This window comes from Massilia brevitalea (genome assembly GCF_030711405.1).
Lineage (GTDB): Bacteria > Pseudomonadota > Gammaproteobacteria > Burkholderiales > Burkholderiaceae_D > Telluria > Telluria brevitalea.
The window spans coordinates 50,447-74,495 of sequence record NZ_JAULSI010000005.1 but is presented as its reverse complement, the minus strand read 5'-3'; the positions used below and the strand labels follow the sequence as shown (position 1 = coordinate 74,495).

Below are 24,049 nucleotides of genomic sequence, written 5' to 3'. Positions count from 1 at the left end.
CCGGCGTTCGCCGCAGTGATCATCCATACACCTAGCGTTAGGTCATCGTCACAGCGCGGGGGCGGCGCGCAAAAATCCCGAAGCACAGGATGATGGCGTAGCAGATGGCCGGCACGGCCAGCGCCATCTTCAATCCCACCAGGTCGGCCGCGTGCCCGGTAATCAGGGGCACGATGGCGCCGCCGACGATCGCCACGCAGATCAGGCCCGAGCCTTCCGCCGCGCGCTCGCCCAGCCCTTCGCAGGCGAGCGAGAAGATGGTCGGGAACATGATCGAATTGAACAGCCCCACCGCCAGCAGCGACCAGCCCGACACCGCGCCGGTGCTGTTCGCCGACACCAGCAGCAGCAGAATCGTCGTGCCGGCCGCGCAGGCCAGCACTTTCCCCGGCGAGAACATGCGCAGCAGGGCCGCGCCGATGAAGCGGCCGACCATCGCGCCGCCCCAGTACAGCGGCACGTGCTTGCCGGCCGCTTCCGCACCCAGCCCCAGCACGTTGGCTTCCATCAGGTAGTTCACGATCACCGAGCCAACCGCCACTTCGGCGCCCACGTACAGGAAGATGCAGGCGGCGCCGAAGGCAAAGCGCGGCTGGCGCAGCAGCTCGAAGGCCTTCATCATGCTGACCTTCGGCGCCGGCGTCTCCACCAGCTTGGTGCGGTTGTGCCAGACCAGGGCCGCCACGATTACCAGCGCCACCGCCAGGCCGATATAGGTCTGCACCACCACGCGCGTTTCCTCGGCGCGGTAGGCGTCCAGCGCAGCCCCGCTCAGGGTCGAGGCATCGATGGTGGCCAGCGACCCGAGGATCAGGATCGCGCCCACATACGGGAACACCGTGGTGCCGAGCGAATTGAAGGCCTGGGCAAAGGTCAGGCGGCTGTGCGCCGTCTGCGGCGCGCCCAGCAGCGAGATCAATGGATTGGCCACCACCTGCACGATGGTGATGCCCGAAGCGAGCACGAACAGCGCAACCAGGAAGGTGGCGAACATGCCAGAGGACGAGGCCGGAATGAACAGCAGGCAGCCCGCCGTCATGGTCAGCAAGCCCACCACGGCAGTGCGCATGTAGCCGATGCGCTGCACGATGGCGGCGGCCGGGATTGAGACGACGAAGTAGGCGGCGAAGAAGGCCGATTGCACCAGCATCGCCTGCGCGTAGCTGAGCGTGAACAAATCCTTCAGCTTGGGGATGATGACGTCGTTCAGGCTGGTGATGCCGCCGAAGATGAAGAACAGCGCGAAGACGAAAGTCTGCAGGCTGGCGGCATTCGCCGGTACCGCATGGGCAGGGGAAGAGGCGGTAGAGGATTCGATGTGCATTGTTGGGATACGCTCCGGTTGAATCGTGCCGCGGCAGCTGCTACGGCATCTCGTTGATGATACCGACGATGTCGTCGCCGTAGGACACCAGCTTCTTCTCGCCCACGCCGGACACGCCGCGCAGTTCCTGCAGGGAGGTCGGCTTGACCTTGGCGATCTCGCGCAGGGTGGCGTCCTGGAACACCACATACGCCGGCACGCCGTGCTCGCGCGCCGCGCCCATGCGCCAGGAACGCAGGCGCTCGAAAATCGCCTGCTCGGACTTCGACAGTTCCAGCTCCTCGTAACCCTTCGAGGAAGCGAAGCTGCGCTTCGGCTTGACCGGCTTCTGGTACTGGCGCAGCTGCACCTTCTGCCCGCCCTTGAGCACCGGGCGCGCGGCGTCGGTGAGCTTCAGCGAACTGTAGGCGTCGTGGTCGACCGTCAGCAGGCCGAGCGCGATGGTCTGGCGCACGATGGCGCGCCATTCCTGCTCGCTGCGGTCGCTGCCGATGCCGTACACCGACAGCGCGTCGTGGTGCCACTGGCTGATGCGGTCGGTCTGCACGCCGCGCAGCACGTCGATCACGTGGCCGGCAGCAAAGCGCTGGTCGACGCGGTAGATCGCCGACAGCAGCTTCTGCACCGGTACCGTGGCATCAAAACTCACCGGCGGAATCAGGCAGGTATCGCAGTTGCCGCAGGGGCCGGATTGTTCGCCGAAATAGTCGAGCAGGCGCATGCGCCGGCACGACAGGGTCTCGCACAGCCCGAGCATGGCGTCGAGCTTCACCGACAGCACGCGCTTGAAGGTTTCGTCGGCTTCGGACTCGTCGATCATGCGCCGCTGCAGCACCACGTCCTGCAAGCCATAGGCCATCCAGGCGCTGGCCGGTGCGCCGTCGCGGCCGGCACGTCCCGTCTCCTGGTAATAGCCCTCGATGCTCTTCGGCAGGTCCAGGTGGCAGACGAAACGCACGTCCGGCTTGTCGATGCCCATGCCGAAGGCGATCGTCGCCACCATCACGATGTTCTCTTCGCGCAGGAAGCGCGCCTGGTTCGACGCGCGCAGGCTGTGGTCCATGCCGGCGTGGTAGGCGAGGGCGCGGATGCCGTTCTCGTTCAGGAAGGCGGCGGTCTCCTCGACCTTCTTGCGCGACAGGCAGTACACGATGCCCGAGTCGCCCGGATGCTCGGCGCTGATGAAGTCGATCAGCTGCTTGCGGCCGGTGGTCTTTTCGACGATGGCGTAGCGGATGTTCGGGCGGTCGAACGAGGACACGAACTGGCGCGCTTCGTCCAGTTGCAGGCGGTGCGCGATCTCGGCGCGGGTCTGCTGGTCGGCCGTTGCCGTAAGGGCGATGCGCGGCACTTCCGGAAAGCGCTCGTGCAGGATCGACAGGCGAATATATTCGGGGCGGAAGTCGTGGCCCCATTGCGACACGCAGTGCGCTTCGTCGATGGCGAACAGCGAGATGCGCGAATCGGCGAACAGATCGAGGCAGCGCTGGGTCATCAGGCGCTCGGGCGCCACATACACCAGGTCGATCTCGCCGGTGCGCACCAGGCGCTCGATGCGCAGGGTTTCCTCGAAGGTCTGGGTCGAGTTCAGGAAGGCGGCGCGCACGCCGACTTCTTCCAGTGCGTCGACCTGGTCCTGCATCAGCGCGATCAGCGGCGAGACGACCACGCCCACGCCGTCGCGCAGCAGGGCCGGAATCTGGTAGCACAGCGACTTGCCGCCGCCGGTGGGCATCAGCACCAGGGCGTCGCCGCCATTCGCCACGTGCTGGACGATGTCGCCCTGGTTCCCGCGGAACGCGGGGTAGCCGAACACGGTCTGCAAGACGTGCAGGGCGCGCGCTTCGGTGTCCTGGGCGTCGATCTCGGTATGCATGATAAAAATTCCTGGCTCTATTCCGCCCAGTTCACCAGGCCGTAATGCGCGGTGACGAGGACGATCACGCCGAACACGATACGGTACCAGGCGAAGATCGTGAAGTCGTGCGTGCTGATGTAGCGCAGCAGCCAGCGCACGCACAGGAAGGCCGAGACGAAGGCGGCCAGGCCGCCGATGCCGAACATCGGCAGGTCGCTCATCGACAGCAGTGCGCGTTCCTTGTACACCGAATACACGGTGGCCGACAGCAGGGTCGGGATCGCCAGGAAGAACGAGAACTCGGTGGCCGCCTTGCGCGACAGGCCGAACAGCATGCCGCCGATGATGGTGGCGCCCGAGCGGCTGGTGCCCGGGATCAGGGCAAAGGCCTGGGCACAGCCGACCTTGAAGGCGTCGAGCACGGTCATGTCGTCGACGGTCTCGATGCGCGCGGCTTTCGGCAGGTGCTTATGGCGGCGCTCGACCCAGAGGATGACAAAGGCGCCGACGATGAAGGCCATCGCCACCGGCACCGGCTTGAACAGCTCGTCCTTGATGGCGCGGCTGAAGATCAGGCCGAGGCAGGCGGCAGGCAGGAAGGCGACGATCAGGTTGATCACGAACTTCTGCTGGCGCCGCTCGGAGAACAGGCCGCTGCAGACGCGGGCGATGCGCGCGCGGTATTCCCAGATCACGGCCAGCATGGCGCCGGCCTGGATCGCGATTTCGAAGACCTTCACTTTCTCGCCCGTGAAATCGAGCAGGCTGCCTGCGAGGATCAGGTGGCCGGTCGAGGAAATCGGCAGGAACTCGGTGAAGCCCTCGACCAGGCCCATGATGATCGCTTTGACGGCGAGAAGAATATCCATGAAGGTGTGCGTGTGATGAGTGGGAGGAAAGTAAAGGCGCGGATGAAGCGGAGGCGACCCACAAGGCGTCGAAGCTTACCACGGACAGGGCCTCTGACGCTGAGTTGGCCACAACGGCCGGGGATATTTTACGACGCGAAGATTGCCTGTTTGTTACCGGAAATTGCCCTCTCTGCAAGCCTGGTACAGACGCGCACAATTCCGTGATGGATGCGCGCCACGCCGGTTTGATCGTGCTAGACTGGTCCGCATGAGTAACGCTGCCGTTTTCCAATGAGCATATTGGCGATCCTCGTCCTGCTGGCCGTTGCATGGTCGGCACTGACATTCGGTCAACTGCCCAACCCCCTGCTTACCCGCACCAGCCAGGGCCGTTCATGGCGCCGCGCCTTTCCGCGGGCGTCGAACAAGCAAATCCGCGAATTCCTGTCCGTCTTCACCTCGGCCTTCGATTTCCGCGATGTCGACATGCTGAAGTTCCGTCCCGACGATCAACTAGTCGGGATCTGCCGCACCCTGCACCCGTCGAAATGGGCCGCCGATGCCGCCGAGTTCGAGACCTTCGCGCGCGACCTGCGCACCCGCTTCGGCGTCGTGCTCGAAGACATCTGGGACGAACGCCTGACGCTGGGCGCCTTGTTCTCGCATATCCAGCAAACGCGTCCGGCATCGCGCTGACAGCGGGGCGCGCCCACGCCGACTTGTTCGCAGAATATTTATACCGCGCCGGCCACCAAGCCCGGGCAAGAAATTTCCACCACGGTCAAGAAGAAGAAAAAGGCGCGCCCGCTGATGCCGGGCGAATCTGAGGCCGACGCCGACGACAGCAAGCAATAAACCCCAGGTTCAGGGCGCCGTCGCCCGCTCGAGTTCGTCCAGCCAATGCATCGCCTGCTCGCGGCTGCTGCCGCACATCTCCAATGAGGGCTGCAAGCCGGCGCACACGGCCGGCCGCCCCGGCTGCCCGAAAATGCGGCAACGGTTGTCGTCGGCCAGCTGCACGCAGCGCACGCCGGCCGGCTTGCCGTGCGGCATGCCGGGTATCGGACTGGTGATCGAAGGCGCGGTGCAGCAGGCACCGCAATGGTCGCGGCAATTCATGTGTTCCAGGGGGAGTAGGCGCCCGGCATGCGCCCGGCAGCCGGCAAGTATAACGCGCCGGCGCAGCCCCTGGACAGCAATGCTTGGCGGGCGCTGCGTTGTAGACATTCCTGCTATGGTTGGCGCACCACACCTCAGGAGCGCAGCCGATTGGCCAGTTCGCTGAAACCCCTCGCCCAGCAAGTGATGGTCATCACCGGCGCCTCCAGCGGCATCGAGGCCATCCATGTGGTAGCCGACGTGATGGCGGCCTTCCAGGTGCCGCGCCAGCAGACCGGCCTGCCGGCGCGAACGCGCGAAGGCGCGCTCTACCGGGCCGGCGCGGAGGGGCGTATCTATGGTTGCGGCAGCGGCAAGGCAGGCAAGTAGAACGGCAGGTAAACACGGGCCGGATGGATTGCCACGGCAGGCGCATGCGCGCTTGACTGGCCTCCCACCCGGGACTATATTCGATGACTCTTTGAAAGTTGTCGGACAGAAGCATGGAATGCCCCTTTGACACCAAGCCGCGCTGGGAGCGCCGCAAGGATGCGCGTCCGCAGGAGTTATTGGCGGCGGCCATCGACCTGTTCGTCGAGCGCGGCTTTGCCGCCACCCGGCTGGAGGATGTCGCCCGCCGCGCCGGCGTGTCGAAGGGCACCCTGTACCTGTATTTCGAGAACAAGGAAGAACTGTTCAAGGCCGTGGTGCGCAACAGCATCGTGCCGGTGATCGGCCAGGCCGAATCCTCGGTCGCCGAATTCGAAGGCCATAGCGCCGAACTGCTGCGCACGGTGCTGATGAACTGGTGGGACCGGGTCGGCGCGAGCAAGGTCTCCGGCATCGTCAAGCTGGTCATGGCCGAAGCGAACAACTTTCCCGAGCTGGCCAAGTTCTACCAGGATGAGGTCATCAACCGCGGCACGCGCATGATTTCCAGCATGCTCGAACGCGGCATCGCCCGCGATGAATTCCGCGCAATCAATGTCACCCAAATGACGCAAGTGCTGATGGCGCCCATGCTGATGCTGGTCACCTGGAAGCATTCGGTCGGCCCCTGCGAGCGCGGCGACCTCGAACCGCTGGCCTTCCTCGATTCCTTCCTCGACATGGCGCTGCACGGCCTGCTGCCTCCGGCCAGCCCCACCGCGGGGTGAATGTCCAGTCTCTTCAGGACGCCTTTTCCGGGCGTTCATTCCACTTAAACTGCAGACTGTCGCAATTTCGCGATCTCGCGATGCCATCCCGATAAGATGTGCGTCCTGAGGCAGTTCAACGATAAAATATCGGATTATTTCTTTTACCACTGAGTATCAAGATGAATATCGAACAAGCCCGCTTCAACATGATCGAACAGCAGATCCGTCCCTGGAACGTGCTGGACCAGGACGTCCTCGACCTGCTGCACGTGGTCAAGCGCGAACAGTTCGTGCCCGAGGCGTACCAGAACCTGGCCTTCGCCGACGTCGAGATCCCGCTGCCGGGCGGCGTGGCGATGTTCAATCCAAAAGTCGAAGCGCGCATCCTGCAGGAACTGAAGCTGCAAAAGAACGAAACCGTGCTGGAAGTCGGCGCCGGTTCCGGCTACATGGCCGCGCTGATGGCGCACCAGGCACGCCAGGTCACCACCGTCGAGCTGTCGCCGGAAATCAAGGCGCTGGCCGAGCAGAACCTGAAAAAGGCCGGCGTCGATAACGTGACGGTGGTCGAAGGCAATGCCGCCGCCGGCTGGGACAAGGGCGCGCCGTTCGACGTGATCGTCATCTCGGGCGGCCTGGAAAGCCTGCCGGCAGCCTTCCTCCAGCAGCTGAAGGTCGGCGGGCGCATCGCCGCCATCGTCGGCCAGGCGCCTGCCATGACCTGCGAGATCGTGACCCGCGTGTCGGAAACCGGCTACGACACGGTCAAGCTGTTCGAGACCAACGCCAAGCCGCTGGCCGGCGCGCCGGTCGCCTCGCGCTTCACTTTCTAAGGACGGCACGATGCAGCACATCACCGCTCCCGAGCTGGCTGCGAAGCTGGCTGCAAGCGCGGCCGCTCCCGAAGGCGAGCGTCCGCTGCTGCTGGACGTGCGCGAGAACTGGGAATTCGCCACCTGCCACATCGCAGGCTCGACCCAGATCCCGATGCACCTGGTCCCGATCCGTGCCGGCGAGCTGCCAGACGACCAGGAAATCGTCTGCATCTGCCACCACGGCGCGCGCAGCATGCAGGTGGCCGCCTTTTTGGAGCGTAACGGCTTCGATAACGTAACGAATTTGACGGGCGGAATACACGCCTGGGCTGTACAGGTCGATCCGGCCATGCCGAAGTATTGACCTGCTTTCCTAACTTTTGATGACTCCGACGGAGACCGCAATGCAGAAACCCCTCATCGCCATGCTGCTGGCCAGCGCGTTCGTGTCGTTCGATGCGAACGCGATCGACCTGATCCAGGTTTACCAGCAGGCCCTGGCCAACGATGCCGCCTACGCCAGCGCGCGCGCTTCGCTCGCCGCCGGCCGCGAACGGGTGACACAGGGGCGTGCGGGGTTGCTGCCGACGGTCGCGGCATCGGGGTCCTACGTTAAGAACGACAACGATTTTTCGCCCTTCAACCAGGGCCAGACGGTGGTCATCGGCGGTGTGCCGACCGTGATTGCCGGCAGCGGTTCCGACCTGCGCACCAATCAATATGGCCTGTCGCTGACCCAGCCGCTGTTCCGCTGGGACCGCTGGCAGACCTACGAGCAAAGCAAACTTGCCCAGGCGATTGCCGAAGCCCAGTTTGCCCAGGCCCAGCAAGACCTGATCACGCGCGTGGCGCAGGCCTACTTCGACGTGCTGGCGGCGCAAGACACGCTGGAATCGACCCGGGCCCAGAAAAGCGCCGTGACCGAACAGCTGGCCTCGGCCAAGCGCAACTTCGAGGTCGGCACCCAGACCATCACCGACACCCACGAAGCGCAGGCCGCGTACGACCTGGTGGTGGCGCAGGAGTTTGCTGCCGTCAACGAGCTGGAAAACCGCCGCACCATGCTGCAGATGATCATCGGCCAGGCGCCGGACGCGCTGGCGACGCTGCAGGCCGGTGTCTCGCTGACTTCGCCGCAGCCGGCCGTGGTCGACCCCTGGGTCAGCTCGGCCGAAACCCAGAACTATGGCGTGACCGCCTCGGAACTGGCGCTGGAATCGGCCAAGCGCGACATCTCGCGCAACCGCGCCGGCCATCTGCCGACGCTGGACCTGGTGGCGAATACCGGCCGCAGCAACGTCAGCGGCCGCACCAATAGCTCGGGCGACGGACGCAACAACTCGATCGGCGTGCAGTGGTCGGTGCCGATCTTCAGCGGCTACGCCGTCACCAGCCGCGTGCGCGAATCGATCGCGCTGGAAGACAAGGCCCGCAACGACCTCGAAACCACGCGCCGCAACGCGGCCCTGCAGGCGCGCCAGGCTTTCCTGGGCGTGAACAGCGGCATGGCGCAAGTCAAGGCGCTGGAAGCGGCCGAAGTGTCGAGCCAGTCGGCGCTGGAATCGAACAAGCTGGGCTACCAGGTGGGCGTGCGGATCAACATCGACGTGCTGAACGCCCAGCGCCAGCTGTACTCGACCCGCACCGACCTGGCCCGCGCGCGCTACAACACCATCCTGAACGGCCTGCGCCTGAAGGCGGCGGCCGGTGCGCTGCGCGAGGCGGACCTGGTGCCGGTGAACAATCTGCTGCAAAAATAAGCATGCATACATAGTTGCATCCTGAGTCCTGGATGCAAATAAAAAACGGCGCCCCTGTGGCGCCGTTGTCGTTCCTTGAACGCTTATTTGCCATCGTCCTTTCTCGGCCGCAGCAGGCCCAACCCGGTGTTGGTACGCACGGCAATCGCGCCATCGTCGGCCACTGCTTCCGCCTCCAGCAGCACCAGCCCCGCCGGTAATTCCTTCACCCGCGTATTCAGGTCGACCAGGCCGTAGCCCGGTCCCCAGGCAACGGCGTGCTCGGGACCGGTGTTGCCGTCGACCGCCTGGCCGACGATCAGGCCGGAGGCGTTGATGGCATTCGCATCGGAGAAGCGGCCGCCGTTCAGCGTGCCCAGGCTGCGCATGCTCGTGCCGTCATGCACGAACGCGACCTGGCCAGCATCGCTGTAGACGTAGCCGACGACATGGCCGGCGTCGTTGATCGCATGGGGTACCGAACCGTTGGTGTCGGGCAGCATGCCAAGGTCCTGGAGTACGCCGCCGCTGTAGCGGAAGGCGCGCAGCAGGCCATCGACCACGGGGTCGCGCGCACTGATGGCGATCTGGCCGGCCTCGTTGATGTCGATTGCCTGGGAGCTGAAGCCGGGTGGATTCAGGTCCAGCAGCGGCGCGCCCGTGCGGGCGTCGTACAGGAAGGCGTGGAGCACGTTTTCGCCCGTGATGGTGGAGGTGCCGACCACCTGGCCGGCCGCATTCGCGTCGAGCGCCTCCGAGATCTGCCCGCCCAGGGTGCCGAGATCGCGCATCGACTTGCCGTCGTAATAGAAGGCGTGCCGCGGCGAGCCGGGCACCGTGGACCAGCCGGCCACCTTGCCGCAGGTGCTGATCGACACGCCCCAGGACTCGCCGCCCAGCGTGCCGATGTCGTGCAAGCTGCCGTCGTAGAAGAAGGCGTGGGGAATGCCGGACGGCGTCTGGCCCCAGCCGGCCACCTGGCCGCAGCGGTTGACGGCGAAGGCACGCGCGTTTGCCCCGCCGAAGGTGCCGAGGTCGATGTTGGTCTTGCCGTTGTACAGGAAAGCCCGGACGATGCCCGATGCATCCCACGAGCTGCCTGTCACCAGGCCGCCGTTGGCGATGCCTTGCCGGTCGACCACACCGTAGGTGATGCCGGGCAGGCCGATGGGGGTAAAGTCGTAGAGCGGACCCAGGTTGACCGGCGGCGGGGGTGGCGCTGGCTGGACGGGCGGCGCTGGATGTGGAGCATGGCTGTGGCCGCCACCACCGCCACCGCATGCAGTCAAGGAAGCGCAGAGCAGGGCCGACAGCGCCAGCGCCGCGCCCGGCATCGTTGCGCGGGATGGATGAAAAAGTTTGGACGAACGGGAACCGGACATGACGCGCCTCCATTGACGAGTTGATACTTCAGTCTAGGTCGGGCTCGGCTGCTTCGTTCGGGTATTGAAGAGTTGGCTTGTCCTCGGTCAAAGTGGTCGTTGACGCGATGCAATGATGACTCGTAAAAGCTTCCGCAAAGAAAAACGGCGCCGCAGCGCCGTTCCTCATGCATGACTTGCGTCCGGCTTATGCCGGGTTTAGGCCTGCCTTTTGCGCCATTCGATCATCTCGGCAATCGTCAGGATCGGGAAGCCGCGTTCCTCGGCGAAGCGCTCGATGGCTTCGCCGCGCATCATGGTGCCGTCCGGGTTCATCAGCTCGCACAGCACGGCCGCTGGCTGCAGGCCGGCCATGATGGACAAATCGACCGAACCCTCGGTATGGCCGGCGCGGGACAGCACGCCGCCCGGCGTCGCGCGCAGCGGGAACACGTGGCCAGGGCGCACCAGGTCATCCGGCTTCGCATCGGCGGCAATCGCGGCGCGGATGGTGGTGACGCGGTCGGCCGCCGAGACGCCGGTGGTCACGCCATGCCGCGCCTCGATCGACACCGTGAACGGCGTGCCGTAGCGGCTGCCGTTTTCGATGGCCATCGGCGGCAGTTCCAGCTCGCGTACGCGCTCGGCCGACAGGCACAGGCAGACGATGCCGCTGCATTCGCGGATCATCAGGGCCATGGTTTCGACGCTCAGCTTTTCGGCGGCAACGATCAGGTCGGCCTCGTTTTCGCGGTCGAAATCGTCGAGCAGGATGACAGGGATGCCGGCACGGGTGGCAGCCAGCGCCGCGGCGATGCGGCCTTCCAGGTCGGTGCTGTGAAGGGAATAGGTATTGACTAACATGTGAAACGCTCCTCGCGTAAAGTTGGCGAAAAACGCATCAGGGCAAGCGAATTGACACGCCTTGCCCGCGCGCCGCACGGACGAGCAAAGGCAAGGCGCATTGCAGCGCACATCTTCTTTCATCCGGACTATGACCGTCGGCCCTGGCATCGCACCAGATCTGCTGACCCTGTCACGGGAGTGACAGGCGCTCGCGGGCTTGGCCATGGCTGGCCTTACCGCCGGTGGGGATTTCCACCCCGCCCCGAAGACGTATTGGTTGCCTGCAGAAGCAGGCGCGGCAATTCTACCAGCAACTTTTTGGGGCTGCTGGCGAGGGCCGATTTAGTTGCTCAGGCCCGAACCGCCTTCGTTGTCCTTGCGCTGAATGAACTCGATCTTGTAGCCGTCCGGGTCGGTGACGAACGCAATCACGGTCGAACCGCCCTTGACCGGGCCCGGTTCGCGGGTGATGTTGCCGCCGGCGTTGCGCACGGCGTCGCAGGTGGCGTAGATGTCCTCGGCCGAGATGGCGATGTGGCCGTAGGCGGTGCCCATGTCGTAGCTGTCGGTGCCGTAGTTATAGGTCAGCTCGAGTTCCGCGTGGTCGGGGTTACTGCCGTAGCCGAGGAAGGCCAGCTTGTACTGGTACTCGGGATTGTCGCTGGTACGCAGCAGCTTCATGCCGAGCACGGTGGTGTAGAAATCGATCGAGCGTTGCAGGTCGCCGACGCGGAGCATGGTGTGCAGGATGCGCATGGGTGTTGTCCTTCTGAGAAAACGGAAAGCAGCAATTCTATGCGTTCGGGGCGATCCTTGCCGGAGGCGGGCTTGGCGGGAAAAGACTCGCTGCCCATATGTGCTGCCCTAGCACCGTCGTTCCATCGTTGGCGTCAACTGTAGGGTGGGCACTCCGTGCCCACGCGGTACGCACGCTTGCTTGCACTTGTGGCCGTGATTATTCGCTCGCACGATATGCGGAGGCCACGGACGTCATGCCGTGGCCTTCGGAGACGGTACGAGCGATCTTTTACGGCCGCAGGTGCATGGCGACGTGCGTAACCGCGTGGGCACGGGGTGCCCACCGTACGGTCAGCGCCTCAGGTGCAAGGAGGGCCACCTTGGCATGTGCCGTTTACCCCGCCGAATCAGTTCTCCAGGCGCGACGCCAGCGTGATCTCGGCATTGAGCAGCTTCGACACCGGGCAGTTTTCCTTGGCGGTGGTGGCTGCCTTGTCGAACGCCTCCTGGCTGGCGCCGGGAATCTTGGCGACCAGGTCCAGGTGCACGGCCGTGATCTTGAACCCGCCCTCGACCTTTTCCATCGACACCGTGGCCGTGGTGCGCAGTTCCTCGGCAGTCAGCCCGGCCTGGCCGAGCTGGCCCGACAGCGCCATCGTGAAGCAGCCGGCATGCGCCGCGCCGATCAGTTCTTCCGGGTTGGTGCCGGGGCCGTCCTCGAAGCGGGTGTTGAAGCCGTACTGCGAATCCTTCAGCACGCCGCTGCCGGTGGACACGGCGCCCTTGCCGTCCTTCAGGCCGCCGCTCCAGACGGCGCTGCCGTTGCGTTTGATGGTCATGATGTCTCCTTTATCGGTTCTTGCCCGGCACGGGCTCGACGGAATCGTGGTCGCGCATCGAGCGGTGGCGGTCGGGTTGCGGGTTGGCCTGGCCGGTGGCGTCGGCGTCGGGCTCGACGGCAACGCTGATGCCAGGGGTGTTGCGGGCGTCGGTATCGACCAGGCCCTGGGCCAGGTCTTCGGCAGCCTGCTTGATGATGCCGCGCGGCTCGGTGTCCTGGCCGTCGGGCGATTCGTCGCGCTCGTGCGGCTGGCGCTTGACGCCGTCGTTCTCGATCTTCGCATCGGTGTTGACGAAGCGGTCTTTGGTTTCGGTAACCATGGATATTCTCCTGTTGCTGACTCTTGCATTTATCCTAACGCGTCGCGCCGGCGACAGTCGCGCAATTGAACGACGGTTTATGATGCTTTTTTGCAATTAACTGGATAACATGAACGCTTCGCTATCATCGTTCTCTCCCGTTCCATGAAATCCGAAGCGCACCTGCACCATGGCCCCGCCAATTGCCCCAACTGCGGTTCCGCTTTGAGCGGCAATTTCTGCCAGGAGTGCGGCCAGGCCGCCATCCTGCACGTGCCCAGCGCGCGCGAATTCCTGCACGAGTTCGTGGCCCATTACGTGGCGCTGGAGGGCAAGCTGTGGCAGTCGGTCAAGCTGCTGCTGTTCAAGCCGGGCCAATTGACGCGCGAATACATCGAGGGCCGCCGCGTGCGCTACGTCGAGCCCGCTACGCCTGTACCTGAGCTTCAGCATCATCTTCTTTGCCCTGTTCAAGCTCAGTGGCATCAATATCGGCACCCAGGAAAAGGACACGGACGCGCCAAAGCCGAAGGCGTCCGTTGTGCAGCCGGCGCCGGCAGGCAACAGCGCGCCGGCCGCCGTACCGCCCGTCGCCAAGCCGGTGGACAAAGACAAGGCCAGGGAAAAAGACAAGCCGGCCCTGATCGAATTCGACGAGGACTCGCATGAAGTGCGCGATGCCGTCTCAAAAGTGAGCCCCTCGCTGGGCGCGAAGGTCGGGCACTTCAGCGATTTGCCGAAAGACGTGCGCAGCGACGCCATGAAGCGTGCCTTCTTCAGCTACGCCCCCTACGCCATCTTCCTGTTGATGCCGGTCTTCGCCGGCTTCCTGAAGTTGCTGTACCTGGGCTCCGGCCGCCGCTATGGCGAACACGTGCTGTTCGCACTGCACACGAATGCCTTTGCCTTCCTGTGCCTGAGCCTGCTCATGGTGATACCCGACTTCGTGCCGCTGGTAGGCAAGGCGCTCGGGCTGTGGCTGGTGTTCTATTTGCCGACCGCCATGCGCAAGGTGTATGGCGGCAGCCGCACCCTGACCGCCCTGCGCTGGATGGTCCTGATGACGGCGCATACGGTGAGCATTTTGCTGGCGGCGATCTTCGCTGCCGCCATGGGAATGATGGGCTGAACTTGCAGTTACCGTGCCGGCCCATCTATACTGTGATTTTGTACAGTATTCGATGCGCGGCCAAGTGGCAGGCGCTGGGATTATCGGTTAATCTCAGCGTGTTCGCCTTCTACTGCCGAGAGACCCATGCCCCCTGAGCAAGAAACAAATCAAGCGCAACAACTCATCGCGCTCGTGGTGCGGCAAAACACGGCCGGCATCGAAGAACCCGTCGAGCGCGTCCTGGCCTTTTTGCAGGAGGCCGGCTACCGCGTGGTGTTCGAGTCCGACACCGCGGCGCACCTGAACATGCCCGGCATCGAAGCGATGGACGTGAACGCCATCGGCGAGCAGGCCGATCTCGTGATCGTGATGGGAGGCGACGGCACCATGCTCGGCATCGCGCGCCAGCTGGCCAAGTACGACGTGTCGCTCATCGGCATCAACCTCGGCCGGCTCGGCTTCATTACCGACATCCCGGTCGAGCGCATGCTGCCGGCGCTCGGCGAAATCTTGCAGGGCAAGACCACCGCCGAAAAGCGCAGTCTGCTCGAGGGCCGCGTGATGCGCGACGGGCAGATGATGTTCTGCGGCGTGGCCGTGAACGACGTGGTGGTGGCGCGCGGCAGCGGCGCCGGCATGGCCGAGCTGCGCGTGACGGTCGACGGCCAGTTCATGTACAACCAGCGTTCGGACGGGCTGATCGTCTCCACGCCCACCGGTTCCACGGCCTATGCGCTGTCGGCCGGCGGGCCGTTGCTGCACCCCAGCCTGCAGGGCATCGTGCTGGTGCCGATTGCGCCGCACGCGCTGTCGAACCGGCCGATCGCCGTGCCCGACACCAGCGAGATCGTGGTCACCATTGTCAGTGGCCGCGACATCTCCGTGAACTTCGACATGCAGACTTTCGCCAGCCTGCAGCACGGCGACGAAATCATCATCTCGCGCTCGCCGAACACCATCACCTTCCTGCACCCGGAAGGCTGGAGCTACTACAACACCCTGCGCGAAAAGCTGCACTGGCACGAATACCCGTCCTACGACGGCAAACTCAAGTAAAAGAACCGACAGGAGACCTGTTTCTTCATGCTGCGCACACTGACCATCCGCGACTTCGTCATCGTCGACGCGATCGAACTCGAATTCGCCAACGGCTTTTCGGTTTTTACAGGCGAAACCGGGGCCGGCAAGTCGATCCTGATCGACGCGCTGCAACTGGCGCTGGGCGGCCGCGGCGAAGCGAGCATGGTGCGCGAGGGTGCGGCCAAGGCCGACATCACGGCCGACTTCGCCCTCACCGAAGAAGCAAGTTCCTGGCTCCAGCAGCATGAATTCGCGAGTGAAGAGGGCGGGGCGCTGCTGCGCCGCGTGATCGACAACGCCGGCCGCTCGAAGGCTTACATCAACGGCATCGCCGCCACTGCCGGGCAACTGCGCGAGCTGGGCGACATGCTGGTCGACATCCACGGCCAGCACGCGCACCAGAGCCTGTTGAAGTCCGACGCCCAGCGCGCCCTGCTCGACAACCAGATCGCCGTGCGCGATGCCGCCGCTGCCGCCGAGGCCCAGGAAGTGGCGATGGCCTACCGTGCCTGGCGCGCACTGTCGCGCCAGCGCGAAGAATACGAAACGAATGCCAAGAACGTGCTGCTCGAACGCGAGCGCCTGGAGTGGCAGGTGAGCGAACTCGACAAGCTGGCCCCGAAATCCGGCGAGTGGACCGAGATCACCAACGAGCACAGCCGCCTGTCGCACGCCGCCAGCCTGCTCGACGGCGCGCAGGAGGCGCTGGCCGCCATCTCGGAATCGGACCACCCGATCCTGTCGCAGCTGTCGTCGCTGAACACCAAGCTGGGCAAACTCGTCGACGTCGACGCCGAACTGCAGGCCGTGCTCGACTGCATGGAACCGGCGCGCATCCAGCTGCAGGAAGCGGTGTATGCGCTGAACAACTACATCGACAAGGTCGAACTCGACCCGGCGCGCCTGCGCGAAGTCGACGCCCGCATGGACGCCCTGCACAGCGCCGCGCGCAAGTACCACGTGACGCCGGAAGAACTGCCCGAGGAACACACGGCGCTGGCCGCCAAGCTGCGCCAGTTGGCTGACGCCACCGATATCGACGGCCTCAAGCGCCAGGAAGAAAAAGCGGAAAGCGCTTACCGCAAGGTCGCGAATCGTTTATCTGCGCGGCGCGTGTCGACGGCCCGGGCCCTGAGCGAACAGGTCACGCTGGCGATGCAGGAACTGAGCATGGGCGGCGGGCGTTTCGCCGTTGCGCTCAATCCTTGCGAGCCGGGTGTACATGGATTGGAGCAGGTCGAATTCCTGGTGGCCGGCCACGCCGGCGTGGCGCCACGGCCGCTGGCCAAGGTGGCCTCGGGCGGCGAGCTGGCGCGAATCTCGCTGGCCATTTCCGTCATCACCTCGAACGCCACCACCACGCCGACCCTGATCTTCGACGAGGTCGACAGCGGCATCGGCGGCGGCGTGGCCGAAGTCGTGGGGCGTTTACTCAAGCGCCTGGGCCAGCAGCGGCAGGTGCTGTGCGTGACCCACTTGCCGCAGGTGGCAAGCCAGGCCAACCAGCACTTCCAGGTGGCCAAGGGCACGACCGGCGAAGGGCGCACCGTGTCGCGCATCGAGGTGCTGAACAACAGGGCGCGCGTGGAAGAAGTGGCGCGCATGCTGGGCGGGATCGAGATTACGGAGACGACGCGCAAGCATGCAAGGGAGTTGTTGGCGTCTTGAACGGCGGGCTGCCGGCGCTGTGTATCGCGCCAGGTTCATCCCGTCATCATCCGGCGGCAAGCGCCTACCGGGCGCTGTTCACTTCACCCATCTGCCACAATCTCCGTCCAACCAAAACATGGAGGTTCGCATGAGCATCGAAAAAGTCCTGTACCGCGCCAAGGCCACCTCGCAAGGTGGCCGCGAAGGCACTTCGCGCAGCGACAACGGCGTGCTGGACGTGAAGCTGACCACGCCGAAGGAACTCGGCGGCAACGGCGCCACCGGCACCAACCCGGAACAATTGTTCGCAGCCGGCTATTCGGCCTGCTTCCTCGGCGCGCTGAAGTTCGTCGCCGGCCAGGCAAAAGTGAAGCTGCCGGAAGAGCTGACCGTGACCGGCGAAGTCGGCATCGGCCAGATTCCAACCGGTTTCGGCATCGAGGCCGACCTGACCATCCACGGTCCGGGCATGGAGCAGGCGCAGCTGCAGGAACTGGTCGACAAGGCCCACATCGTGTGCCCGTACTCGAACGCCACGCGCAACAACATCGACGTGCGCCTGCACGTGACGACCTGAGTTAGCTGCACACTGCGGCGCTAGCGCCAACAACTGTTGGGCTATCGCCGCAATCAGTATTATCTTCTCGAAGGCCGGGCGACACCCACCTATAATGGAGACCCAAGCGTTCCTGTCTCCTTTATGCCCTTTCGCAAAGAACCATCCCACACCCACGGCAGCATTGCCCACAGCGCCATTGTCCTCGTCAACCTCGGCACGCCGGATGCGCCGACCCGGTCCGCCGTCAAGCGCTACCTGAAGCAATTCCTCTCGGATCCGCGCGTGGTCGAAATCCCGCGCCTGGTGTGGTCGTTCATCCTGAAATTGATCATCCTGCCGTTCCGCTCGGGCGCGTCGGCCAAGAAGTACCAGATGATCTGGACGAAAGACGGTTCGCCGCTGAAGGTGCATACCCAGAAGCAGGCGCAGCTGCTACAGGCGGCGCTCGAGCAGCGCGGCCACGAAGGCGTGCAGGTGCGCATGGCGATGCGCTACGGTTCGCCCTCGCTGCCCGAGGTGCTGGATCAATTGAAGCTCGACGGCTGTGACCGCATCGCCGTGCTGCCTGCCTATCCGCAGTATTCCGGCACCACCACCGCCTCGATCTGGGACGCGGTGTTCGCCCACTACAAGAACGTGCGCAATATCCCCGAGCTGCGTTTGGTGAAGCACTACCACGACCATGAAGGCTACATCGACGCCCTGTACGACACCGTGCAGGCCTACTGGGACGCGTACGGCCGCGGCCAGAAGCTGGTGATGAGTTTCCACGGCGTGCCGACGCGCACCCTGGAGCTGGGCGACCCGTATTACTGCGAATGCCAGAAGACGGCGCGCCTGCTGGCCGCCCGCCTGCGCCTGGCGCCGGACGAGTACCTGGTCACCTTCCAGTCGCGCTTCGGCAAGGCCGAGTGGCTGCAGCCGTACACGGCGCCGACCGTGGCCGAGCTGGCGCGCCAGGGTGTCGAGCGGGTCGATGTGATCTGCCCCGGCTTTACCAGCGACTGCCTGGAAACGCTGGAAGAAATCTCGATGGAAGTGAAGCACGACTTCGAAGCGGCCGGCGGCAAGGATTTCCATTACATCCCCTGCCTGAACGAAGCGCCGACCTGGATCGTGGGCCTGGCGGAGATCGCCGAGCAGCATCTGATCGGCTGGCCGACCATGATGAGTCCGTCGCAGCGCGAGGCCGAGCGGCGCGATGCCGAGATCGCGCGCGAGCATGCGTTGCGCCTTGGCGCATGATGGAAATGGTGGGTTCGAGAACCCACCCTACCCGCAGCCGTCATCCGGGGTAACGATCGACGCGTGAACCGGGACCATCCACAATCGTAGGGTAGGTTCTCGAACCCACCACATCCCGCAACACCGGGCCTTCTGCGGTCCAACCTGCTAAAATGGCACGTTTTGTGGCGTGGTTTACACCCCGGCGTAACAAATGCACGCCGTTGCAAGGGCGGTGTAGACCACGACGGCGCTGCTGATCAAGTGCAATCTCATGCTGCTCTCCCACGTTGGGTTCTTGTTCTGTTCGCGCATGCAAAGCGCGTTGAAATCATCTTAGAACCTTGAACGCGGGAAAGAATCACCTCATCGGTAACTGTTGTAACAAATGTTGTCAGTCTTTCTGCTAACAGAGTCGCAATGTCCCTTGAAAATGTAGGAGATCGCCCCATATGCGGCGCTGTACGACAAGAAGCACTTGTCCAACCATTCAGCCAAGTCCTTGATTTCAGGAGTTTTTTCGATGCATGACCAAGAAAATCCAGAGGTGAATATCCAGCCGGAGGCCGAGGCCGCACCTGCCGCTGACACCACCGCAGCGAAAGGCGAACCGACCCTTGAAGAACAACTGAGCGCGACCGAAGCCAAGCTGGCTGAAATGCACGATGCATTCATGCGCGCCAAAGCCGACGGCGAGAATATCCGCCGCCGCGCCCAGGAAGACGTCAGCAAGGCCCACAAGTTCGCCATCGAAAGCTTCGCCGAGGCCATGGTGCCGGTATGCGACAGCCTGGAAATGGCCCTGAAGGTCGAAACGCAAACCGTCGAAGCCATGCGCGAAGGCGTCGAGATGACCCTCAAGCAGCTGAGCTCTGCGTTCGAGAAGAACCGCCTGGTGGAAGTCATGCCGGCGCAGGGCGACAAGCTCGACCCGAACAAGCACCAGGCCGTGGCCGTGGTGCCTGCCGACCAGGAAGCGAACACGGTCGTCACCGTCCTGCAAAAGGGTTACATGATTGCCGATCGTCTGCTGCGCCCGGCCATTGTTACTGCAGCACAGCCGAAGTAAGCAAGAAGAAAAAAGTAAGGTGCTGCCTGGCAAGAGGCCTTGAAAGCAGTCAGGTATTTCCCCATATCCGAAGCATTAAAACATTTCAGCATTCAAAGGAAAATAAATCATGGGCAAAATTATCGGTATCGACCTGGGAACCACCAACTCCTGCGTCGCGATCATGGAAAACGGTCAGCCTAAGGTGATCGAGAACGCCGAAGGCGCGCGCACCACGCCGTCGATCATCGCTTACCAGGAAGACGGCGAGATTCTCGTCGGCGCGCCTGCCAAGCGCCAGGCCGTCACCAACCCGAAGAACACCCTGTTCGCGGTCAAGCGCCTGATCGGCCGTAAATTCGATGAGAAAGAAGTCCAGAAGGACATCTCGTTGATGCCTTACACCATCAGCAAAGCCGACAACGGCGATGCATGGGTCGGCGTGCGCGACAAGAAACTGGCGCCACCACAGATTTCCGCTGAAGTCCTGCGCAAGATGAAGAAGACCGCCGAAGACTACCTCGGTGAAGAAGTCACCGAAGCGGTCATCACCGTGCCGGCCTACTTCAACGACTCGCAGCGCCAGGCAACCAAGGACGCCGGCCGTATCGCGGGCCTGGACGTCAAGCGCATCATCAACGAGCCGACCGCCGCCGCACTGGCATTCGGCCTGGACAAGACCGACAAGGGCGACCGCAAGATCGCCGTGTATGACCTCGGCGGCGGCACCTTCGACGTGTCGATCATCGAGATCGCGGACGTCGACGGCGAGAAGCAGTTCGAAGTGCTGTCGACCAACGGCGACACCTTCCTGGGCGGCGAAGACTTCGACCAGCGCGTGATCGACTACATCATCGACGAATTCAAGAAGATCAACGGCCTCGACCTGTCGAAAGACCCGATCGCCCTGCAGCGCATCAAGGCGTCGGCCGAGCGCGCGAAGATCGAACTGTCGTCGTCGCAGCAGACCGAAATCAACGAGCCGTACATCGCCATGGCGAACGGCGCGCCGGTCCACCTGAACCTGAAGATCACCCGCGCCAAGCTGGAGTCGCTGGTCGAGGAACTGATCAACAAGACCATCGAGCCATGCCGCATCGCCATCAAGGATGCCGGCGTCAAGGTCTCGGACATCGACGACATCATCCTGGTCGGCGGCATGACCCGCATGCCGAAAGTGCTGGAAAAGGTCAAGGAATTCTTCGGCAAGGAACCACGCCGTGACGTCAACCCGGACGAAGCCGTCGCCGTTGGCGCCGCCATCCAGGGTTCGGTCCTGTCGGGCGAGCGCAAGGACTTGCTGCTGCTGGACGTGACGCCGCTGTCGCTGGGTATCGAAACCCTGGGTGGCGTGATGACCAAGATGATCCACAAGAACACCACGATCCCGACCAAGTTCTCGCAGGTGTTCTCGACCGCCGACGACAACCAGCCGGCCGTGACCATCAAGGTGTTCCAGGGCGAGCGCGAAATCGCAGCAGGCAATAAAGGCCTGGGCGAGTTCAACCTCGAAGGCGTGCCACCGGCGCCACGCGGCACCCCGCAGATCGAAGTGACCTTCGACATCGACGCCAACGGCATCCTGCACGTCGGCGCGAAAGACAAGGCCACCGGCAAGGAAAACAAGATCACCATCAAGGCCAACTCGGGTCTGACCGAAGAGGACATCCAGAAGATGGTGAAGGACGCCGAGCTGAACGCGGAAGAAGACAAGAAGGTCAAGGAACTGGCCGAGTCGCGCAACCAGGCCGACGCGCTGGTGCACTCGACCCGCAAGTCGCTGACCGAATACGGCGACAAGCTGGAAGCCGGCGAGAAGGAAGCCATCGAAGCGGCGATCACCGACCTGGAAGGCTCGATCAAGTCGGGCGACAAGGCCGACATCGAAGCCAAGACGGCCGCCCTGTCGACCGCTGCCCGGAAGCTCGGCGAAAAGATGTACGCCGACATGCAGGCACAGCAGGCTGGCGGCGCTGAAGGCGGCGCAGGCCAAGCTGGCGGCGGCGCCGACGCATCGGCCAAGGCCGACGACGTGGTCGATGCCGACTTCAAGGAAGTGAAAGACGCGAAGTAATCCTTGGCGCGTACCGAACCGAGCCGCTGCAGCCTCCATGGTGCCGGCTCGGTTTTTTTGCTTCAGTATTTAAACAGTTTCGTTCAGTAGACAACAGCAAGGTGCCAAATGGCAAAGCGTGATTTTTACGAGATCCTTGGGGTCGCAAAGGGTGCTTCGGAAGAAGAGATCAAGAAGTCGTATCGCAAGCTGGCGATGAAGTACCACCCTGACCGCAATCCCGACAACAAGGAAGCGGAAGAGAAGTTCAAGGAGGTCAAGGAAGCCTACGAGATGCTGACCAATCCGGAGAAGCGCGAGGCCTATGACCGTTATGGTCACGCCGGCGTCGATCCGAACATGGGCGGCGGCGGCTTCGGCGGCGGCGCAGGCGGATTCGGCGATGCCTTCGGCGACATCTTTGGCGACATCTTCGGCGGCGGCGGCCGTGGCGGCCGCGGCGGCGGCGGACCCCAGGTCTACCGCGGCGCCGACCTGCGCTACAACCTCGAGATCACGCTGGAACAGGCGGCCAACGGCTTCGACACCACCATCCGCGTGCCGAGCTGGGACAAGTGCGACACCTGCCACGGCAGCGGCGCCAAGCCGGGCACCCAGCCGGTCACCTGCACGACTTGCCATGGCCACGGCCAGGTACGCATGCAGCAGGGCTTCTTCAGCATCCAGCAAACCTGCCCGAAGTGCCACGGCAGCGGCAAGATGATTCCGGAACCCTGCCCATCGTGCTCGGGCGCGGGCCGCATCAAGCGCAACAAGACGCTGGAAGTGAAGATTCCGGCCGGCATCGACAACGGCATGCGCATCCGCTCGACCGGCAACGGCGAGCCGGGCACCAACGGCGGCCCATCGGGCGATTTGTACGTGGAAATCCACATCAAGCCGCACGCGGTGTTCCAGCGCGAAGGCGACGATCTGCACTGCGAGATGCCGATTTCGTTCTCGAAAGCGGCATTGGGCGGCGAGATCGAAGTGCCGACCCTGTCGGGCAAGGTCTCGTTCACGATTCCTGAAGGCACGCAAACCGGCAAGACCTTCCGCCTGAAGGGCAAGGGCATCAAGGGCGTGCGCTCGGGCTACCATGGCGACTTGTTCTGCCACGTGATCGTCGAGACCCCGGTCAAGCTGACCGACAAGCAGAAAGACCTGCTGCGCGAGTTCGAACGCATGACGGTCGAAGGCGGCGCCAAGCACAGCCCGCAGAGCAAGGGCTGGATGGATAAAGTGAAAGACTTCTTCGAATAAGCAGTCGTCGAAAAACCGCCGGGCGCGCGAGCCTCGGCGGTTTTTTTTCGAATGACTGTTAGCAGGTGAGCACGTACGGTGGGCACTCTGTGCCCACGCGGAACGACGATCATGGTTGGCTTGATATCACCCTGTGGCGCTGGCCCATCGAAACGCATCCAAATGATCATTTGGACGCGCTAACCATGGGCTACCGGCGCGATTCGAAAACCGCAATCACCGCGCACGCTTCCGCGTGGGCACGGGGTGCCCACCCTACGAGGATGTGAAAAAATCGCCATGGCTGCGTTGCCTCGTCTTGCCGTACGCTCGTACTGTCTTCGACTCGGCGCCTTGCCCTGACAATTTTTTCACATCCTCTACGAGTCCGCCAACGCACATTCCACGTTCCCGCGCCACTCAGCTTACAATACGGAAAATCCAAAGAACACCACGGGCAGGCGCCCCGCGCCGCCCGCAGCAAGGAGAACCACATGGCAAAGACCCCCACCGGCCTGACGACGGAAGACCTGTTCAAGCGCAACCGCGAATGGGCAGCCTCGATGGTCGAGCAAGACCCCGGTTTCTTCAAGGACCTGGCTTCGCAACAAGCCCCGGAATACCTCTGGATCGGCTGCTCCGATAGCCGCGTGCCCGCCAACGAGCTGCTCGGCATGGCCCCGGGCGAACTGTTCGTGCACCGTAACATCGCCAACGTGATCTCGCATTCGGACCTGAACGCCCTGACCGTGCTGCAGTTCGCGGTCGACGTGCTGAAGGTGAAGCACATCATCCTCTGCGGCCACTATGGCTGCTCGGGCGTCGGCGCCGCACTGAACAATACCCGCGTCGGCCTGGCCGACAACTGGCTCGGCCACGTGCGCGACGTGCGCGACAAGCACGGCCAGTACCTGGGCAACGTCAGCGGCGTGTCCGCCACCAACCGCCTGGTCGAACTGAACGTCGCCGAGCAGGTGATCAACGTGGCGCAGACCACCATCGTGCGCGACGCCTGGGAACGCGGCCAGGAACTGACCATCCACAGCTGGGTGTACGGCGTGCACGACGGCCTGCTGCGCGACCTCGGCATCACCGTCAGCAGCTATGACCAGATCGCGCCGAAGCTGGAAGTGGTGCTGGACGGCTACCGCGACCGCGGCGAGGAACTGTGAG

Annotated in this window: 25 protein-coding genes and 1 riboswitch; of the genes, 16 read left to right on the top strand and 9 right to left on the bottom strand. The window is 63.7% G+C overall.

What is annotated here, in order from left to right; all coding sequences use genetic code 11:
* Positions 1-37: 37 nt before the first annotated feature.
* The 3 genes from QWL29_RS04375 to QWL29_RS04365 are packed head-to-tail and all read right to left on the bottom strand — an operon-like array spanning position 38 to position 4,051.
* On the bottom strand, positions 38-1,324 hold the full coding sequence (locus QWL29_RS04375) for a sugar MFS transporter (protein ID WP_305821666.1): 1,287 nt from the start codon (positions 1,322-1,324) through the stop codon (positions 38-40).
* Between the two features lie 40 nt (positions 1,325-1,364).
* Complete coding sequence (gene recQ / locus QWL29_RS04370) at positions 1,365-3,200, bottom strand: DNA helicase RecQ (RefSeq protein ID WP_305821665.1); 1,836 nt, start codon at positions 3,198-3,200, stop codon at positions 1,365-1,367.
* Between the two features lie 17 nt (positions 3,201-3,217).
* Entirely contained in the window at positions 3,218-4,051 is an 834-nt protein-coding gene (locus QWL29_RS04365) for an undecaprenyl-diphosphate phosphatase (protein WP_305821664.1), read from the bottom strand.
* Positions 4,052-4,333: 282 nt separating this feature from the next.
* Here QWL29_RS04365 and QWL29_RS04360 point away from each other — a divergent pair, with 282 nt between their 5' ends.
* On the top strand, positions 4,334-4,729 hold the full coding sequence (locus tag QWL29_RS04360) for a hypothetical protein (protein WP_370663663.1): 396 nt from the start codon (positions 4,334-4,336) through the stop codon (positions 4,727-4,729).
* A 168-nt stretch (positions 4,730-4,897) separates the two neighbouring features.
* Here the strand turns inward: QWL29_RS04360 and QWL29_RS04355 are convergent, their stop codons facing one another.
* Positions 4,898-5,152 carry a YkgJ family cysteine cluster protein gene (locus tag QWL29_RS04355; protein ID WP_305821662.1) on the bottom strand — a complete coding sequence of 85 codons (255 nt, stop codon included), beginning with the start codon at positions 5,150-5,152 and terminating at the stop codon, positions 4,898-4,900.
* Positions 5,153-5,302: 150 nt separating this feature from the next.
* Between QWL29_RS04355 and QWL29_RS04350 the strand changes: the two genes are divergently transcribed.
* The 5 genes from QWL29_RS04350 (at position 5,303) to QWL29_RS04330 (ending at position 8,845) form a co-directional block, all read left to right on the top strand.
* Positions 5,303-5,521 carry a hypothetical protein gene (locus QWL29_RS04350; protein WP_305821661.1) on the top strand — a complete coding sequence of 73 codons (219 nt, stop codon included), beginning with the start codon at positions 5,303-5,305 and terminating at the stop codon, positions 5,519-5,521.
* 113 nt (positions 5,522-5,634) lie between these two features.
* Positions 5,635-6,288, top strand: coding sequence for a TetR/AcrR family transcriptional regulator (locus tag QWL29_RS04345; RefSeq protein WP_305821660.1), 654 nt, complete (start codon positions 5,635-5,637; stop codon positions 6,286-6,288).
* Between the two features lie 161 nt (positions 6,289-6,449).
* A complete protein-coding gene (locus tag QWL29_RS04340; protein ID WP_305821659.1) occupies positions 6,450-7,103 on the top strand; it encodes a protein-L-isoaspartate O-methyltransferase family protein in 654 nt (217 codons plus the stop codon).
* Positions 7,104-7,113: 10 nt separating this feature from the next.
* Entirely contained in the window at positions 7,114-7,449 is a 336-nt protein-coding gene (locus tag QWL29_RS04335) for a rhodanese-like domain-containing protein (protein WP_305821658.1), read from the top strand.
* A 40-nt stretch (positions 7,450-7,489) separates the two neighbouring features.
* Positions 7,490-8,845 carry a TolC family outer membrane protein gene (locus QWL29_RS04330; RefSeq protein WP_305821657.1) on the top strand — a complete coding sequence of 452 codons (1,356 nt, stop codon included), beginning with the start codon at positions 7,490-7,492 and terminating at the stop codon, positions 8,843-8,845.
* An 83-nt stretch (positions 8,846-8,928) separates the two neighbouring features.
* Here QWL29_RS04330 and QWL29_RS04325 read toward each other — a convergent pair whose 3' ends face one another.
* From QWL29_RS04325 to QWL29_RS04305, 5 genes are all read right to left on the bottom strand, one after another.
* Complete coding sequence (locus QWL29_RS04325; protein ID WP_305821656.1) at positions 8,929-10,206, bottom strand: hypothetical protein; 1,278 nt, start codon at positions 10,204-10,206, stop codon at positions 8,929-8,931.
* A 198-nt stretch (positions 10,207-10,404) separates the two neighbouring features.
* Positions 10,405-11,049: a 3,4-dihydroxy-2-butanone-4-phosphate synthase gene (gene ribB, locus QWL29_RS04320; protein ID WP_305821655.1), complete on the bottom strand. Its 645-nt coding sequence runs from the start codon at positions 11,047-11,049 to the stop codon at positions 10,405-10,407.
* A 107-nt stretch (positions 11,050-11,156) separates the two neighbouring features.
* A riboswitch (FMN riboswitch) is annotated at positions 11,157-11,305 on the bottom strand.
* A 68-nt stretch (positions 11,306-11,373) separates the two neighbouring features.
* Positions 11,374-11,787, bottom strand: a complete 414-nt coding sequence (gene gloA, locus QWL29_RS04315) for a lactoylglutathione lyase (protein ID WP_305821654.1) — start codon at positions 11,785-11,787, stop codon at positions 11,374-11,376.
* A 389-nt stretch (positions 11,788-12,176) separates the two neighbouring features.
* Entirely contained in the window at positions 12,177-12,608 is a 432-nt protein-coding gene (locus QWL29_RS04310; RefSeq protein ID WP_229439148.1) for an OsmC family protein, read from the bottom strand.
* 10 nt (positions 12,609-12,618) lie between these two features.
* Positions 12,619-12,930 (bottom strand): hypothetical protein, encoded by a 312-nt coding sequence (locus QWL29_RS04305; RefSeq protein ID WP_290421924.1) that lies wholly within the window; start codon positions 12,928-12,930, stop codon positions 12,619-12,621.
* Between the two features lie 144 nt (positions 12,931-13,074).
* Here QWL29_RS04305 and QWL29_RS04300 point away from each other — a divergent pair, with 144 nt between their 5' ends.
* From QWL29_RS04300 to can, 10 genes are all read left to right on the top strand, one after another.
* Positions 13,075-13,578, top strand: coding sequence for a DUF3667 domain-containing protein (locus QWL29_RS04300; RefSeq protein ID WP_305821653.1), 504 nt, complete (start codon positions 13,075-13,077; stop codon positions 13,576-13,578).
* Complete coding sequence (locus QWL29_RS04295; RefSeq protein ID WP_305821652.1) at positions 13,511-14,038, top strand: hypothetical protein; 528 nt, start codon at positions 13,511-13,513, stop codon at positions 14,036-14,038. The genes QWL29_RS04300 and QWL29_RS04295 overlap by 68 nt, the downstream gene beginning before the upstream one ends.
* A 126-nt stretch (positions 14,039-14,164) precedes the next feature.
* The gene (locus tag QWL29_RS04290) at positions 14,165-15,076 is read left to right on the top strand and encodes an NAD kinase (protein WP_305821651.1); all 912 of its coding nucleotides are present in this window, start codon (positions 14,165-14,167) and stop codon (positions 15,074-15,076) included.
* 27 nt (positions 15,077-15,103) lie between these two features.
* Positions 15,104-16,768 carry a DNA repair protein RecN gene (recN, locus tag QWL29_RS04285; protein WP_305821650.1) on the top strand — a complete coding sequence of 555 codons (1,665 nt, stop codon included), beginning with the start codon at positions 15,104-15,106 and terminating at the stop codon, positions 16,766-16,768.
* 130 nt (positions 16,769-16,898) lie between these two features.
* On the top strand, positions 16,899-17,327 hold the full coding sequence (locus tag QWL29_RS04280) for an organic hydroperoxide resistance protein (protein WP_305821649.1): 429 nt from the start codon (positions 16,899-16,901) through the stop codon (positions 17,325-17,327).
* A 123-nt stretch (positions 17,328-17,450) separates the two neighbouring features.
* Positions 17,451-18,554, top strand: coding sequence for a ferrochelatase (hemH, locus tag QWL29_RS04275; protein WP_305821648.1), 1,104 nt, complete (start codon positions 17,451-17,453; stop codon positions 18,552-18,554).
* Positions 18,555-19,056: 502 nt separating this feature from the next.
* Complete coding sequence (gene grpE / locus QWL29_RS04270) at positions 19,057-19,602, top strand: nucleotide exchange factor GrpE (RefSeq protein WP_305821647.1); 546 nt, start codon at positions 19,057-19,059, stop codon at positions 19,600-19,602.
* Between the two features lie 109 nt (positions 19,603-19,711).
* Complete coding sequence (gene dnaK / locus QWL29_RS04265; RefSeq protein WP_305821646.1) at positions 19,712-21,655, top strand: molecular chaperone DnaK; 1,944 nt, start codon at positions 19,712-19,714, stop codon at positions 21,653-21,655.
* A 108-nt stretch (positions 21,656-21,763) separates the two neighbouring features.
* Positions 21,764-22,897, top strand: coding sequence for a molecular chaperone DnaJ (dnaJ, locus tag QWL29_RS04260; protein ID WP_305821645.1), 1,134 nt, complete (start codon positions 21,764-21,766; stop codon positions 22,895-22,897).
* Positions 22,898-23,370: 473 nt separating this feature from the next.
* Positions 23,371-24,048, top strand: a complete 678-nt coding sequence (can, locus tag QWL29_RS04255) for a carbonate dehydratase (RefSeq protein WP_305821644.1) — start codon at positions 23,371-23,373, stop codon at positions 24,046-24,048.
* Position 24,049: the final 1 nt, after the last annotated feature.

Excerpts from the sequence above, each read along its gene's own strand:
- QWL29_RS04325 (WP_305821656.1), bottom strand. The coding sequence starts at position 10,206 with ATGTCCGGTTCCCGTTCGTCCAAACTTTTTCATCCATCCCGCGCAACG.
- QWL29_RS04290 (WP_305821651.1), top strand. The coding sequence starts at position 14,165 with ATGCCCCCTGAGCAAGAAACAAATCAAGCGCAACAACTCATCGCGCTC.
- QWL29_RS04300 (WP_305821653.1), top strand. The coding sequence starts at position 13,075 with ATGAAATCCGAAGCGCACCTGCACCATGGCCCCGCCAATTGCCCCAAC.
- recQ (WP_305821665.1), bottom strand. The coding sequence starts at position 3,200 with ATGCATACCGAGATCGACGCCCAGGACACCGAAGCGCGCGCCCTGCAC.
- QWL29_RS04365 (WP_305821664.1), bottom strand. The coding sequence starts at position 4,051 with ATGGATATTCTTCTCGCCGTCAAAGCGATCATCATGGGCCTGGTCGAG.
- dnaK (WP_305821646.1), top strand. The coding sequence starts at position 19,712 with ATGGGCAAAATTATCGGTATCGACCTGGGAACCACCAACTCCTGCGTC.
- QWL29_RS04280 (WP_305821649.1), top strand. The coding sequence starts at position 16,899 with ATGAGCATCGAAAAAGTCCTGTACCGCGCCAAGGCCACCTCGCAAGGT.
- QWL29_RS04335 (WP_305821658.1), top strand. The coding sequence starts at position 7,114 with ATGCAGCACATCACCGCTCCCGAGCTGGCTGCGAAGCTGGCTGCAAGC.
- QWL29_RS04345 (WP_305821660.1), top strand. The coding sequence starts at position 5,635 with ATGGAATGCCCCTTTGACACCAAGCCGCGCTGGGAGCGCCGCAAGGAT.
- QWL29_RS04330 (WP_305821657.1), top strand. The coding sequence starts at position 7,490 with ATGCAGAAACCCCTCATCGCCATGCTGCTGGCCAGCGCGTTCGTGTCG.
- gloA (WP_305821654.1), bottom strand. The coding sequence starts at position 11,787 with ATGCGCATCCTGCACACCATGCTCCGCGTCGGCGACCTGCAACGCTCG.
- dnaJ (WP_305821645.1), top strand. The coding sequence starts at position 21,764 with ATGGCAAAGCGTGATTTTTACGAGATCCTTGGGGTCGCAAAGGGTGCT.
- QWL29_RS04340 (WP_305821659.1), top strand. The coding sequence starts at position 6,450 with ATGAATATCGAACAAGCCCGCTTCAACATGATCGAACAGCAGATCCGT.
- QWL29_RS04375 (WP_305821666.1), bottom strand. The coding sequence starts at position 1,324 with ATGCACATCGAATCCTCTACCGCCTCTTCCCCTGCCCATGCGGTACCG.
- recN (WP_305821650.1), top strand. The coding sequence starts at position 15,104 with ATGCTGCGCACACTGACCATCCGCGACTTCGTCATCGTCGACGCGATC.
- QWL29_RS04305 (WP_290421924.1), bottom strand. The coding sequence starts at position 12,930 with ATGGTTACCGAAACCAAAGACCGCTTCGTCAACACCGATGCGAAGATC.
- grpE (WP_305821647.1), top strand. The coding sequence starts at position 19,057 with ATGCATGACCAAGAAAATCCAGAGGTGAATATCCAGCCGGAGGCCGAG.
- QWL29_RS04355 (WP_305821662.1), bottom strand. The coding sequence starts at position 5,152 with ATGAATTGCCGCGACCATTGCGGTGCCTGCTGCACCGCGCCTTCGATC.
- can (WP_305821644.1), top strand. The coding sequence starts at position 23,371 with ATGGCAAAGACCCCCACCGGCCTGACGACGGAAGACCTGTTCAAGCGC.
- hemH (WP_305821648.1), top strand. The coding sequence starts at position 17,451 with ATGCCCTTTCGCAAAGAACCATCCCACACCCACGGCAGCATTGCCCAC.
- QWL29_RS04310 (WP_229439148.1), bottom strand. The coding sequence starts at position 12,608 with ATGACCATCAAACGCAACGGCAGCGCCGTCTGGAGCGGCGGCCTGAAG.
- ribB (WP_305821655.1), bottom strand. The coding sequence starts at position 11,049 with ATGTTAGTCAATACCTATTCCCTTCACAGCACCGACCTGGAAGGCCGC.